Source organism: Citrobacter sp. L55 (genome assembly GCF_002850715.1).
Taxonomy (GTDB): Bacteria; Pseudomonadota; Gammaproteobacteria; order Enterobacterales; family Enterobacteriaceae; genus Citrobacter; species Citrobacter braakii.
This window is the reverse complement of the sequence record NZ_KZ559404.1, coordinates 58,933-72,714: the sequence shown is the minus strand read 5'-3', so window position 1 is coordinate 72,714 and position 13,782 is coordinate 58,933. Positions and strand designations below refer to the sequence as shown.

Annotated in this window: 9 protein-coding genes and 1 pseudogene; 4 read left to right on the top strand and 6 right to left on the bottom strand. The window is 49.7% G+C overall.

Features of this window, described 5'->3' with window-relative positions; genetic code table 11:
* Positions 1-7: 7 nt before the first annotated feature.
* Positions 8-2,122, bottom strand: coding sequence for a putative bifunctional diguanylate cyclase/phosphodiesterase (locus B9P82_RS13870; protein WP_101700498.1), 2,115 nt, complete (start codon positions 2,120-2,122; stop codon positions 8-10).
* A 410-nt stretch (positions 2,123-2,532) separates the two neighbouring features.
* Between B9P82_RS13870 and B9P82_RS13865 the strand changes: the two genes are divergently transcribed.
* From B9P82_RS13865 to dbpA, 4 genes are all read left to right on the top strand, one after another.
* The gene (locus tag B9P82_RS13865) at positions 2,533-3,642 is read left to right on the top strand and encodes a methyl-accepting chemotaxis protein (protein ID WP_101700497.1); all 1,110 of its coding nucleotides are present in this window, start codon (positions 2,533-2,535) and stop codon (positions 3,640-3,642) included.
* 156 nt (positions 3,643-3,798) lie between these two features.
* A complete protein-coding gene (zntB, locus tag B9P82_RS13860; protein WP_016153198.1) occupies positions 3,799-4,782 on the top strand; it encodes a zinc transporter ZntB in 984 nt (327 codons plus the stop codon).
* A gap of 275 nt (positions 4,783-5,057) precedes the next feature.
* On the top strand, positions 5,058-5,225 hold the full coding sequence (locus B9P82_RS28490) for a proline-rich small protein YnaL (protein ID WP_016153197.1): 168 nt from the start codon (positions 5,058-5,060) through the stop codon (positions 5,223-5,225).
* Between the two features lie 28 nt (positions 5,226-5,253).
* The gene (gene dbpA / locus B9P82_RS13850) at positions 5,254-6,627 is read left to right on the top strand and encodes an ATP-dependent RNA helicase DbpA (RefSeq protein ID WP_016156618.1); all 1,374 of its coding nucleotides are present in this window, start codon (positions 5,254-5,256) and stop codon (positions 6,625-6,627) included.
* Positions 6,628-6,676: 49 nt separating this feature from the next.
* On the opposite strand, the pseudogene ttcA reads toward dbpA, so the two are convergent.
* The 5 genes and pseudogenes from ttcA to nifJ form a co-directional block, all read right to left on the bottom strand.
* A pseudogene (gene ttcA, locus B9P82_RS13845) lies at positions 6,677-7,611 on the bottom strand (tRNA 2-thiocytidine(32) synthetase TtcA).
* A gap of 198 nt (positions 7,612-7,809) precedes the next feature.
* Positions 7,810-8,244 carry a universal stress protein UspF gene (uspF, locus tag B9P82_RS13840; protein WP_016153190.1) on the bottom strand — a complete coding sequence of 145 codons (435 nt, stop codon included), beginning with the start codon at positions 8,242-8,244 and terminating at the stop codon, positions 7,810-7,812.
* An 81-nt stretch (positions 8,245-8,325) separates the two neighbouring features.
* Positions 8,326-8,538 (bottom strand): KTSC domain-containing protein, encoded by a 213-nt coding sequence (locus B9P82_RS13835; protein WP_043016208.1) that lies wholly within the window; start codon positions 8,536-8,538, stop codon positions 8,326-8,328.
* Between the two features lie 145 nt (positions 8,539-8,683).
* Entirely contained in the window at positions 8,684-9,820 is a 1,137-nt protein-coding gene (gene ompC / locus B9P82_RS13830) for a porin OmpC (RefSeq protein ID WP_047417332.1), read from the bottom strand.
* Positions 9,821-10,186: 366 nt separating this feature from the next.
* The gene (gene nifJ, locus B9P82_RS13825; RefSeq protein ID WP_101700496.1) at positions 10,187-13,711 is read right to left on the bottom strand and encodes a pyruvate:ferredoxin (flavodoxin) oxidoreductase; all 3,525 of its coding nucleotides are present in this window, start codon (positions 13,709-13,711) and stop codon (positions 10,187-10,189) included.
* Positions 13,712-13,782: the final 71 nt, after the last annotated feature.

Below are 13,782 nucleotides of genomic sequence, written 5' to 3'. Positions count from 1 at the left end.
TACAGTCTCACAAAGTTATTGATTGTCGGTGAGACAAAGGTTGTACGACTGGCTTTTGTTTGATGCTGTTTTCTGGTTGTATCAGTTCATGAATCTTATGCGCTGGCAGCGGTTTTGCAAACAGGAAACCTTGCAGCATGCTACATCCCATCTGGGTAAGAAGTAATTCCTGCTCCTGGGTTTCTATTCCTTCAGCCACCACGCGCATATTCATGGAGTGAGCTATGTCAATAATGGTAGACACAATTTTTGTATTTTTACTGTTCTCGCTAATATCTTTGACAAATATCCTGTCGATTTTTAATTCCCGTGCCGGAAGTGACTTCAACATCAGTATATTTGAATAACCAGTGCCGAAATCATCAATAGAAACGGTGATCCCCAAAGCAGAGAAAGCATTCAGGATTTCAATACTGCGTTTTAAATTTTTAAGTGCAGTGCTCTCCGTGAGCTCCAGCGTGAGACAGGCAGGTGAAAGTTGGTATTGCGCCAGGGCGTTGCAAACAACATCAATAATATCATGCTGTTCAAACTGGGCGGGGGAGAGGTTAACGGCGAGCGTCCATTCTGTATTCCCTTGTAATGTCCACTGATGCAACTGCAAACATGCCTGTTGGATAACCCATTTGCCGACGGGAATAATCAGGCCCGTTTCTTCCAGCGCAGGCAGAAATTCAGCCGGTAGCAGCATGCCGCGCTCCGGATGATGCCAGCGTAATAATGCTTCAAAACCAGTCAGGGAATGATCTCCGGCGGTATATTTAGGCTGATACCATAGCTCAAACTGGTTGCGTTCAAGCGCTTGTGAAAGTTCCTGTAGAAATGTCGGCGGCGTATCAGCGATAGCTTCCATCTGGGGACTATAAATAGCCCAGCCGTTTCTGCCCGCCTGTTTGACATGATACATCGCCATATCGGCCTTCACTTTTAGCTCATGCAGTGTCGAGCCATGTTCGGGATAAATACTGCTCCCCGCACTTAACGAAACCCGAATGGTATGACCGAATAAGGTAAAGGGGTCACCGATCGCATCTGAAATTTGCGCAAGCAAGGCGGAGATAGCCTGCGGGTTGCAGTCTTGAACCAGCAGGATAAATTCATCTCCCCCCAGTCTTGCCAGCGTCATTGAGTCATCAAGGCAACTGTAGATACGCTGTGTACTGGCAATCAGCAGTTGATCACCGATGTGATGCCCCCAGGTATCGTTAACGACTTTAAAACGATCGAGGTCGATAAATACCAACGCGAAATGCTGTTGATGCAATTTGGAATGCCGCAGGCAGGCCTGTAAGCGGGTATCTATTTGCGTTCGATTAGCAAGTCCGGTCAGCGCGTCGAAGTGGACCTGATGTTCAAGCTGGCAGTTCAACTGATGCAGGTTGTCAGCCAGTCGGGAAGTGCGCAGTTGTGAATCCACCATTGAGACGACCAGCATGATACCCAAAATAATCAGCGTGACGGCGCAGACCCAGACAGAGAGTTCCAGCGTACTGAGCCCATCGTGCGCAGTGTGTCCAAAATGGGTGAACGTTGCCGCTCCCATACCGGTGTAATGCATAGAAGCAATTGCCAGCGCCATAATAAGGGCAGCAATAAGTCGGTTAATCAGCACGCGACGGGTGTTTTGGCGTAAATGGAAGGCCAGCCATAAACCTACGCCAGACGCAACGACGGCAATAATTACAGAGAGCAAAATCAGCGAGCGATCCCATGAGATGGCCACATGTTCGATAATGGCATACATGCCAACGTAGTGCATCGTGACAACGCCGGCACTCAATATGCTGGTGGCAATGACCAGTCGTTTTGTTGATAACGTATTACCGGAAATAGCGATATTGATGGCGAGGGTTGCAGAAATGAGCGCAATAAAGAACGAAAACGCGGTGAGTGATAGGTGATAATTGATCGGCATAGTCATTTTCATGGCCAGCATACCGATAAAATGCATCGACCAGATCCCCATACCCAGCGTAGCGCCGCCAGATAGCCGCCAGAAGGTAGATTCACGTTTGCTGGAGATTGCTACCTTACCCGCACTGTCGAGGGCAATAAAGGAGGCAATAAATGCGACAACAAAGGAAATCCCAATCAATACAGGGTCCCACGACACGTGCAACATCTTACTACCTATCGAAAAAAAGCCGTGATGATAAATCTAGCAGGTTTTGTCCAGTTAACCTGATAAAACCAGGAATGTTCTTGTGTTTTTACAATGAGTATTAGAGCGAAGAGCAAGATATTGAAAATGACAAGCCATTACTTATATAAACATTCATAAAAATTATGTTTCTGTGTGTTTTATGCTCGTCACGTGCTCACCATCACAATAATCTGATGGTGGGGAACATTACCGCCATTGGCGGGATAAAGTGCTGAGCTATTATGAATGGCTAGTGTAATTTATTGACTTAAGTAAAAGGTCTGCTGGCTCTCATTGAAAGTTCAGCTTTCGTCACAGAGCAATGGAAATCTGTATTGCAGATGCTATAAAAATAACATCCACGTTATTTCTTGGTGCACAGGGTTAAAATGTTAAATGATATTAGCGTCAGAACCTTTATTATTTTATTTCTGCTCATTACGGCGGTTGCGCTCAATGTTGTTGAAATAATTTTTTCGGCTACCCCAGAAATTATTATTGGCACTAATGCGGTAAGCATTATTTCTATATTATGTTTGTGGTGGTACATGACGAAATATCTGGTCATGCCGATTAATACGGTTAAAAGAAGCATTGAAGAGGTAACATCCGGGAATCTGGCAATCAGTATTCCCGAATTTGGTAATAACTGTGCGGGTAGACTAATTCCTGGCATCAATAGCTTATCAAGTAATATTTCAGCACTCGTTAATGAGATCAGAACATCCTCGCAAACGGCGATGGCGCTTTCTGAACAGCTGGCGGAACGCAGCGCCGAGCTTTCAGTGAAAACAGAACAGCAATCCGGAGCATTAATGCAGACGGCTGCCAACATGGATGAAATAGCGGTTAATACGCGAAATAATGCTGATAACACGCAAATAGCCAGCGCCCAGGCAACAATTGCCACGCAATGCGCCCGTCAGGGTGGCGAATTAATGGTGCAGGTTGCGACAAATATGCGTTCAATCACCGAATGCGCACAGCAAATGACAGAAATTATTACGCTGATAGATGGTATTGCATTCCAGACAAATATTCTGGCATTGAATGCTGCTGTGGAAGCTGCAAGGGCCGGTGAACATGGCAAAGGGTTTTCCGTGGTGGCCGGTGAGGTAAGAATGCTTGCACACCGTAGTGCAGATGCTGCTAAGAATATTAAGCAACTGATTGCCCAAACCCATCAAAATGTTCAGCAAGGCGCTGCTATTGTGCGTGAAGCTGAGAAAAACATGCATGATATTGTCGGGGGAGCCGGGCAATTAAACCAACTGATGGGCGAGATATTAACCACTACGCAGGAGCAGGAGAAAGGAATTATCAGAATTACCCATGCTCTGGCCGAACTGGAGAACGTCACCCAAAGTAATGCCATTATGGTTGATGAGCTTTCTGACTCCTCAGGTATCCTGAAAAACCAGGTGATTGACCTTCAATCGCGAACGCATAAATTTCGCTTAAGTCATGCGCTTGAATCAGAGAGACGCCAGCGGGCCTGAGAGGGGCATCTCGTAACCAGCGCCGCATTCGTCGGCGCTTTTCTTATTATCAGATACTTTTTATGAATCATTTCAGCACAATGGGACAATGAGATATTGCTTAACATATTCTGACAGCTAGACTAACGAAAAAAGCTGAATGTTTGTGGAGGCGCTGTGGAAGCCATTAAGGGAACGGATGTTAATGTGCCGGATGCCGTGTTTGCCTGGCTGTTGGATGGCCGTGGTGGGGTGAAGCCACTGGAAGATAACGATGTTATCGACAGTCAACATCCCTGCTGGCTGCATCTTAATTATACCCATCCTGAAAGCGCGCAATGGCTGGCGACAACGCCTTTACTTCCCAATAACGTGCGTGATGCGCTGGCGGGTGAAAGCACGCGCCCACGCGTAAGCCGAGTAGGGGAAGGTACGTTGATTACGCTGCGCTGTATTAACGGCAGCACCGACGAGCGACCTGACCAACTGGTTGCGATGCGCTTATATATGGATGAACGTCTGATTGTCTCAACGCGTCAGCGTAAAGTCTTGGCGCTGGATGATGTGGTCAGCGATCTCCAGGAAGGCACGGGAGCAGCTGATTGTGGTAGTTGGCTGGTGGATGTTTGCGATGCACTAACCGATCATGCCAGTGAGTTTATCGAACAACTGCACGATAAGATTATCGATCTGGAAGATAACCTGCTCGATCAGCAAATTCCGCCGCGTGGTTTCCTGGCATTGCTGCGTAAGCAGTTAATTGTGATGCGCCGCTATATGGCGCCTCAACGCGATGTCTATTCCCGGCTGGCGAGCGAACGTTTTTCCTGGATGACCGACGACCATCGGCGGCGGATGCAGGATATCGCTGACAGGCTAGGGAGAGGGCTGGATGAAATAGATGCCTGTATTGCCAGGACCGGTATTATGGCGGATGAAATTGCGCAGGTTATGCAGGAGTCTCTGGCTCGCCGAACGTATACAATGTCATTGATGGCAATGGTTTTTCTTCCCAGCACATTTTTAACCGGGCTGTTTGGCGTTAACCTCGGCGGTATCCCTGGCGGTGGCTGGCAGTTTGGCTTCTCACTTTTTTGTATTCTGTTAGTGGTCCTGATTGGTGGTGTTACTTTATGGTTGCATCGTAGTAAATGGTTGTAACAACAACGTTTTTTAGTGACTTTTGCGCATGAAAACGTCCTGGTTTTTGAGCGAAGTCAATAAACCATCTACCTATTCGGGGCAATATCTCTCTCGCAGGTGAATGCAACGTCAAGCGATGGGCGTTGCGCTCCATATTGTCTTACTTCCTTTTTTGAATTACTGCATAGCACAATTGATTCGTACGACGCCGACTTAGATTAGTCGGCTTTTTTTTGCCTGCAGGAAATCAGCGTCTACCCTAAAAGAGCCAACCTGAATAACTGGAGGGGTATATGAACTGTCTGATTGCAACGCCGCACACTGATTCGCTACCGACCGACCCGGTTCCCATTCCCGATCCCATACCTCGTCCGCAGCCAATGCCGGATCCCCCACCGGATGAAGAGCCGATTAAATTGTCGCATCGCGGGCGCAGATCTGCGAGGATACGCGCCTGCTGATTGTGAGTTTTTACCGCGAGATTAAATTGTGACCGCTTTTTCAACCCTGAATGTTTTACCTGCTGCCCAACTCGAGAATCTTAACGAGCTGGGTTATCTTGAAATGACGCCTGTTCAGGCTGCTGCGTTACCGGCAATTCTGGCGGGGAAAGATGTTCGCGTGCAGGCTAAAACCGGCAGTGGCAAAACGGCGGCTTTTGGTCTTGGATTATTACAGCATGTTGATGTCGCGCTGTTTCAGACGCAGTCCCTGGTGCTGTGCCCAACGCGCGAGCTTGCTGACCAGGTGGCGGGTGAGCTGCGTCGCTTAGCGCGCTTTCTGCCTAACACCAAGATCTTAACGTTGTGCGGTGGGCAGCCCTTTGGCGCACAGCGTGACTCCCTGCAGCATGCGCCACATATTATTGTCGCAACGCCAGGGCGTTTACTCGACCATCTGCAAAAAGGCACTGTTTCTCTGGATGCCCTGAATACGCTGGTGATGGATGAAGCCGATCGCATGCTGGATATGGGCTTTAGCGATGCGATTGATGATGTCATTCGCTTTGCGCCGGCTTCGCGTCAGACCTTACTGTTTTCTGCGACCTGGCCGGAAGCCATTGCCGCCATTAGTGGCCGGGTGCAACAAAATCCATTAACGATCGAAATTGATACCGTTGACGCGCTGCCGGCGATTGAGCAGCAGTTTTTCGAAACTTCCAGCCACGGCAAAATTGCGCTGCTGCAAAAATTGCTCAGTCAGCATCAACCTGCATCATGCGTAGTTTTTTGTAATACCAAAAAAGATTGTCAGGCCGTGTGTGACGCACTGAATGCGGCGGGGCAAAGCGCTCTCTCACTGCATGGCGATCTTGAGCAGCGCGATCGCGATCAGACGCTGGTGCGTTTTGCCAACGGCAGCGCGCGCGTTCTGGTTGCTACCGATGTGGCCGCGCGTGGTCTGGATATTAAATCACTTGAGCTGGTGGTTAACTTCGAACTGGCGTGGGATCCGGAAGTCCACGTCCATCGTATCGGACGTACCGCGCGTGCCGGCAACAGTGGTCTGGCGATTAGCTTCTGTGCACCGGAAGAAGCGCAGCGGGCCAATATTCTTTCTGAAATGCTGCAACTGAAGCTGAACTGGCTGCCAGCTCCAGCTAACGGCCCAATCCTGCCGCTGGAAGCTGAGATGGCGACGTTATGCATTGATGGCGGTAAAAAGGCTAAAATGCGTCCCGGCGATGTTCTCGGTGCGCTGACCGGTGATATTGGTCTGGAAGGCGCCGATATCGGCAAAATTGCCGTTCATCCGGCGCATGTCTATGTCGCTGTTCGCCAGACTGTAGCGCATAAGGCATGGAAGCAATTGCAAAACGGTAAGATAAAAGGCAAGACTTGCCGGGTTCGGTTATTGAAATAACCACTCGTCGGAGCGCCTGATGGCGCTCCGCTTATCCGGCACTATCGACTTACTTCACTTCCACGACGTTCAGGCGCAGCTCATCCAGTTGAGCATCATCTTCTTCTGGCTGCCACCCCGCAGGCTGCAACGGGATCTCTTCACGATCGAACGCTAAATCACCGCCGTCCACAACCTCTGAACCGTGCCTGATGCCTTTAAAATCGAACAGATTGATATCGCTCAGATGTGAAGGTACAACGTTCTGCATTGCGCTGAACATGGTTTCAATACGCCCTGGATAGCGTTTGTCCCAGTCGCGCAGCATATCGGCAATGACCTGACGCTGCAGGTTAGGCTGTGAGCCGCACAGATTACATGGAATAATCGGGAAACCTTTCGCTTCGGAGAAACGCTCGATATCTTTCTCACGGCAGTAAGCCAGCGGACGGATAACGATATGTTTACCGTCATCGCTCATCAGTTTCGGCGGCATACCTTTCATCTTCCCGCCGTAGAACATGTTTAAAAACAGTGTTTGCAGGATGTCGTCGCGATGGTGACCGAGCGCAATCTTGGTGGCGCCTAACCAGTTGCCGTGCGGTACAGAATGCCGCGACGCAGGCGAGAACAGAGCGAGCAGGTCGTTTTGCCTTCAGGGATTTTATCTTTGACGATCCCGTAGGTGTTTTCTTCGACAATCTTATACTCCACGCCCAGTTGTTCCAGATATTCCGGCAGAATATGCTCCGGGAAGCCTGGTTGTTTCTGATCGAGGTTAACCGCAACTAAGGAAAAACTGATCGGGGCGCTTTGCTGCAAATTACGCAGGATCTCCAGCATGGTATAGCTGTCTTTCCCCCCGGAAAGGCACACCATAATGCGATCGCCGTCTTCGATCATATTGAAGTCGGCAATGGCTTCGCCCACGTTACGGCGCAGACGTTTTTGCAATTTGTTCAGGTTGTATTGTTCTTTCTTGCTAATATCTTGATTTTGCGACATTTAATAGAGGCTCAATTCATAGTGTGGCATCAGAAGAGTATGCATCACGCCGGATAGTCCGGCAAAAGAAGTCTGATATAAAAACTGTGGCGTGTATGGTACGGATAAGCGGGAAAAATGTCAGCACATTTAGGACAGGAATCGTGGGGTATAACAGGTAGAAACAAAAAGCCCGCAGCGATGTGCGGGCCAGACAGCTTAGCGGACTACCAGTACCGAACACTCCGCATGACGCACCACGGCTGCGGCGTTAGACCCCAGCAGGTAGGTGGTGATGTCAGGTCGATGTGAGGCAATAATGACCATATCAGCCGGTAATTTTTTGGCCATCTCCAGAATCTTATCTTTTGGCGCACCTTCTGTGACATGAACGTGCACTCTGTCCGTTGGGATATTGAACTTCTTGATAATCTCTTCCAGTTGAGATTTTGCTTCGGCTTTCAGATCTTCCATGGCCGGTAACTCTGCCGAGTAGGCCAATCCCAGGGAAGCATAATAGGGCAGTGACGGAATTACGGTCAAAAAATGAACCTGTGCATCGTCAATTTTTGCCTCTGCTTCAACATGGGCAATAACACGTTGAGTTAATTCTGAGTCTGAAATATCGATGGGTACAAGAATCGTTCTGTTCATAAAACCTCCTGTTTAAGTATCCACCCAAAGCTTACCGCGTAATGGCACTTTATGTACAATGACAAAGATCACATTTTGGCATCACTTTATTTTTATTTCAGGAAACTTTCCTTTTATTACTCCATCGTAAAATCGACCTTTAGAAACGACGCTCAGGAAATCACGAAAAATACGAGCAGGGACATGCTGATATTGCAGAGTAGCCAACTGGTGAAAGCGAATTTCTAGCGTGCGGGAGGATTCGTCATAGCCGACGGATGCAATACGGGATGATTTTACAGGATGATGATTCATTGCAGGTATCCTCTACTACAGGTCTTAATGCAAGATATCATCTATCAGAGATGTGTTTTAGCGCAACAGATATAATGTTTTGATCTGGATAAAACAGAATTGTTAGAACATAAAGAGAGCCCGCTGTTGCCAGCGGGCTGACGGATTAGAACTGGTAAACCATACCCAGTGCTACTACGTCATCGGTAGAGATGCCGTTGTTAGCGTAGAAGCTATCGTCTTCGTCCAGCAGGTTGATTTTGTAATCAACGTAGGTAGACATGTTTTTGTTGAAGTAGTAAGTCGCACCTACGTCAGCATATTTAACCAGATCTTTGTCGCCATCGACATTGTTCAGATCTTTACCTTTAGACATCAGGAAAGACACTGCCGGACGCAGACCGAAGTCAAACTGGTACTGAGCAGTAACTTCAAAGTTTTGAGTTTTGTTTGCAATGCCACCGCCGTTATCACTATCCGTGCTTCCAAACGGAGTCATGTTGCGGGTTTCAGAATACATGGTTGCCAGATAGATGTTATTTGCATCGTATTTCAGACCCGCAGTCCAAGCGTCAGCTTTGTCACCGCCTGCATACTGACCAAGAGCATTACCTGCACTGACTTGTTCATTCGTACGGTCAGATGATGCGTATGCCACGCCAGCGCTGAAGCCCTTACCAAAGTCATAAGTGGTGGAAATACCAAAGCCGTCGCCGTTTTCATGACGAACATCGCGACCGTTATTGGTGCCTTCCTGACCATTAGAAGCACCTTCATTGTTACCCTGATACTGTAGGGCAAAGTTCAGACCGTTAACCAGACCGAAGAAATCAGTATTACGGTAGGTTGCCACACCGTTAGCACGACCTGTCATAAAGTTATCGGCGTTGGTGTAAGAGTCGCCACCAAATTCCGGCAGCATATCAGTCCAGCCTTCCACGTCGTACAGAACGCCGTAGTTACGGCCGTAGTCGAATGAGCCGTAGTCGCCAAATTTCAGGCCAGCAAATGCCAGACGGGTCCAGGACTGATTCTCTGAAGATTCAGTATTGTTAGCTTGAACGTTGTATTCCCACTGACCGTAACCAGTCAGTTGGTCGTTAATCTGAGTTTCGCCTTTGAAGCCCAGACGAACATAAGACTGATCACCATCTTTGGAAGAATCATCAGAGAAATAATGCAGGCCGTCTACTTTGCCATAGAGATCTAATTTGTTGCCGTCTTTATTATAAACTTCAGCCGCGTGAGCAGCGCCTGCAGCCAGCAGGGCAGGAATTACGAGAGCCAGTACTTTTCTGTTCATTGAAATAATCCTTTAGTTTTTTTATTAACCTGTGACTACCCATGTAGGGAGTAAAAGCATGCTAAAGGAGAAGTTCCGTAAAGGGATAAATATGAATTGTTACGCCTTAAGTAAAACCTTAAAGAAATAATTCTACGGAAATGATGATAATTGTGGTGAATGTATTGATGGTAAATATATAAAATAAAAATTATACAAGTGAAGTGTGTTGGGCTATTCTGCGCGTGTTATATGCCTTTATTGTCACGTTTTATTTTTCGTTGACGTATTGATAGCTATTATTAATTAGCCAGCGAATAAATTGACAAGCCCGAACAACTGTTCGGGCTTTTTTTTGGGTTCCAGGTTAATACTGAGATAAACGCATTACTCGGTACCGCTCTTTTCCGCTTTTCCAGCCAACTGCGCAAGGAAGTCGTAGCGTTTTTGCAGATCGGCTGCGGCGTCTTTCCAGAGCTGTTCTGCGACTTCTGGCTGTTGGGCATTCAGGCGACGGAAGCGCTGCTCGTTAAGCAATGTTTCGGCCAGGGCGTCTGACGGTGGCCGAGAGTCCAGCGCCAGCGGCAGCTTACCTTCATCTGCTCGACGTGGATCAAAGCGGTACAGCGGCCAGAACCCGGTTGCCGTGAGCTGACGCATCTGATCATGGCTTAGTGCGAGATCGTAACCATGCTCTTCACATGGGCTATAGGCGATAATCAGCGACGGACCTGGATAGGCCTCCGCTTCCTGGATAGCTTTCACCGTCTGGTTCAACTGCGCGCCCAGAGAGATTTGTGCAACATACACGTGCCCGTACATCATCATACTGACGCCAAGATCTTTGCGAGCTTTGCGCTTGCCATGTTCACCAAATTTAGTGACGGCCCCGAGCGGCGTAGCTTTCGACGCTTGTCCGCCTGTATTGGAGTAACACTGGGTATCCAGTACCAGAATATTGACGTTCTCGGTCAGGCTCAGGACGTGATCCAGGCCACCAAAACCAATATCGTAAGCCCAGCCATCACCGCCAATCAGCCAGATAGATTTCTCGACCAGCGCGTCGGCATCGGTTAACAACTGCTGTGCGCCTTCGACATCTTTCAGGTGCTGGCGCAGTGCTGCAACTTGCTCACGGCGCACCTCTGGCGTAGCTTCAGCGTGCAGGGCGTCATTCAGTTCAGCCGGAATGTTATCAGCAAACTGTTCCACTAAACGCATGACGCGTACACGGTGCTGATCCACCGTCAGGCGGAAGCCCAGCCCAAACTCGGCGTTATCCTCAAACAGGGAGTTTGCCCACGCAGGCCCGCGACCATTGGCGTCGGTGGTATAAGGCGTTGAGGGCAGGTTACCGCCATAAATTGATGAACAGCCGGTCGCATTGGCGATCAGCATGCGGTCGCCGTACAACTGCGTAAGCAATTTGATATACGGCGTTTCACCACAGCCAGAGCAGGCCCCAGAGTACTCAAACAGCGGCGTTATCAACTGCGAGGTACGAATATCAATGCGTTCCAGTTTAGTGCGATCGATTTCCGGCAGATTGAGGAAGTAGTCATAGTTAACTTTTTCTTCTTCCACGTGCTCAAGGCGCGACATCATATTGATGGCCTTGATCTCCGGGTTCTGGCGATCTTTCGCCGGGCATACTTCGACGCACAGATTACACCCGGTGCAATCCTCTGGCGCAACCTGCAGGACATATTTCTGACCGCGCATATCGCGTGATTTCACGTCCAGAGAATGCAGGCTGGCAGGGGCATTTTCCATCGCTTCTGGTGAAACCACTTTGGCGCGGATAGCCGAGTGCGGGCAAGCGGCTACGCAGTGGTTACACTGGGTACACAGCTCTTCTTTCCAGATGGGGATCTCTTCGGCGATATTGCGTTTTTCCCAACGCGTGGTGCCCATCGGCCAGGTGCCGTCTGGCGGCAGCGCTGAAACGGGGAGGGCATCGCCCAGACCGGCGAGCATCGCCGCGGTGACGGTTTTCACGAAATCAGGTGCGGCATCAGAAACCACCGGTGGGCGATTAGTGCTATGTGGATCAACTGGCTGAAGCGCCACTTCGGCGACGGATTCACGCGCCAGGGCCAGCGCCTGCCAGTTACGTTCAACCAGATCCTGCCCTTTGCTGCTATAGCTTTTCGCAATCGCACCCTGCAATTCAGCCAGAGCGCTGTCGCCTGGTAAGATTTGCGTCAGATGGAAGAACGCCATCTGCATAACGGTGTTAATACGTGCAGCCAGACCGCACTCGCGGGCGATTTTGGCCGCATTAATCACGTAGAAACGCGCTTTCTTCTGATTCAGAACAGCCTGAACTTCCTGCGGCAGACGTGTCCAGACTTCATCCACACTGTACGGGGTATTAAGCAGGAATATACCGCCAGGTTTCAGGCGCTCAGCCATCTGATACTTATCGATAAATTGCAACTGGTGACAACCAACAAAATCGGCTTGCGACACCAGATACGCTGAGCGAATAGGTTGTTCACTAACGCGCAGGTGAGAAACCGTCAGACCGCCTGCTTTTTTCGAGTCATAGACGAAATAACCCTGCGCATACCACGGCGTAGAGTTACCGATAATCTTGATGTTGTTTTTAGTGGCCGACACGCTACCGTCACTGCCCAGCCCGTAAAACAGCGCCTCGAGCTTCGCGGTACCGGGCAGAGTGTTTTCCGGTAACGGTAGCGACAAGTTGGTGACATCATCATAGATACCGACCGTAAAGCGAGATTTCGGCTTCGCGCTACTCAGTTCATTAAAGACCGCCATGACGCAGTCCGGGCCAAACTCTTTGGAAGAAAGGCCATAACGCCCGCCAATCACCCGCGGCAGCGTTTCTCGTTCGCCGCAGTTAAAGGCTTCCGCCAGCGCGGTCATTACATCCAGATACAACGGTTCAGCTTGCGCACCGGGCTCTTTGGTGCGATCCAGGACGGCGATGCTCCGTACCGTTTCCGGCAGGGCGCGCAGTAAATGTTTGGCAGAGAATGGGCGGAACAGACGCACTTTCAGAACGCCAACTTTCTCGCCGCGTGCCAGCAGCTCTTCGACGACTTCTTCACTGGTTCCAATCGCCGAGCCCATCAAAATAATGATGCGTTCTGCCTGCGGGTGACCGTAGTATTCAAATGGCTGGTACTGACGGCCCGTCGCAGCAGCGAAATCGTTCATCGCCTGTTCTACATGATCGTAAACCGCGTTGTACCACGGGTTTGTTGCTTCGCGTGACTGGAAGTAGGTGTCCGGGTTCGCAGACGTACCGCGAATAACCGGATGCTCTGGGTTGAGCGCGCGCGCGCGGTGAGCATCAATTTCCGCCTGCGGCATCAGCCCGAGGATTGTGTCATCGGCCAGCGGCACTATTTTATTGATTTCATGCGATGTGCGAAAACCATCAAAGAAATGAATAAACGGGACCCGGCTTTTCAGGGTGGCCATTTGCGAAATTAGCGCAAAGTCTTGTGCTTCCTGAACGCTGCTGGCGCACAGCATTGCGCATCCCGTCTGGCGCACCGCCATCACGTCGGAATGATCGCCAAAGATGGATAATGCGTGAGTGGCAATCGTACGCGCCGCAACGTGCAGCACAAACGGAGTCAACTGACCGGCCAGTTTGTACAGCGTCGGGATCATTAGCAACAGGCCCTGCGATGAAGTAAACGACGTAGAGAGCGCACCGGTCTGCAACGCGCCGTGAACGGTCGCTATCGCACCGCCTTCCGACTGCATTTCTACGACACGAGGGGTATCCCCCCACACGTTTTTAAGCCCGTTCCCGGCCCAGGCATCCGCCTGTTCCGCCATCGTCGAACTGGGCGTAATCGGGTAGATGGCGATAACCTCGCTGGTACGAAATGCGACCGAAGCAACCGCACCATTACCGTCAATTGTGATCATACTGACACCCTTACATTGCGCAAAAAAAGGGACACGCGTAACAGCGGCGAATCCTGTAGTTATCCTTTTAG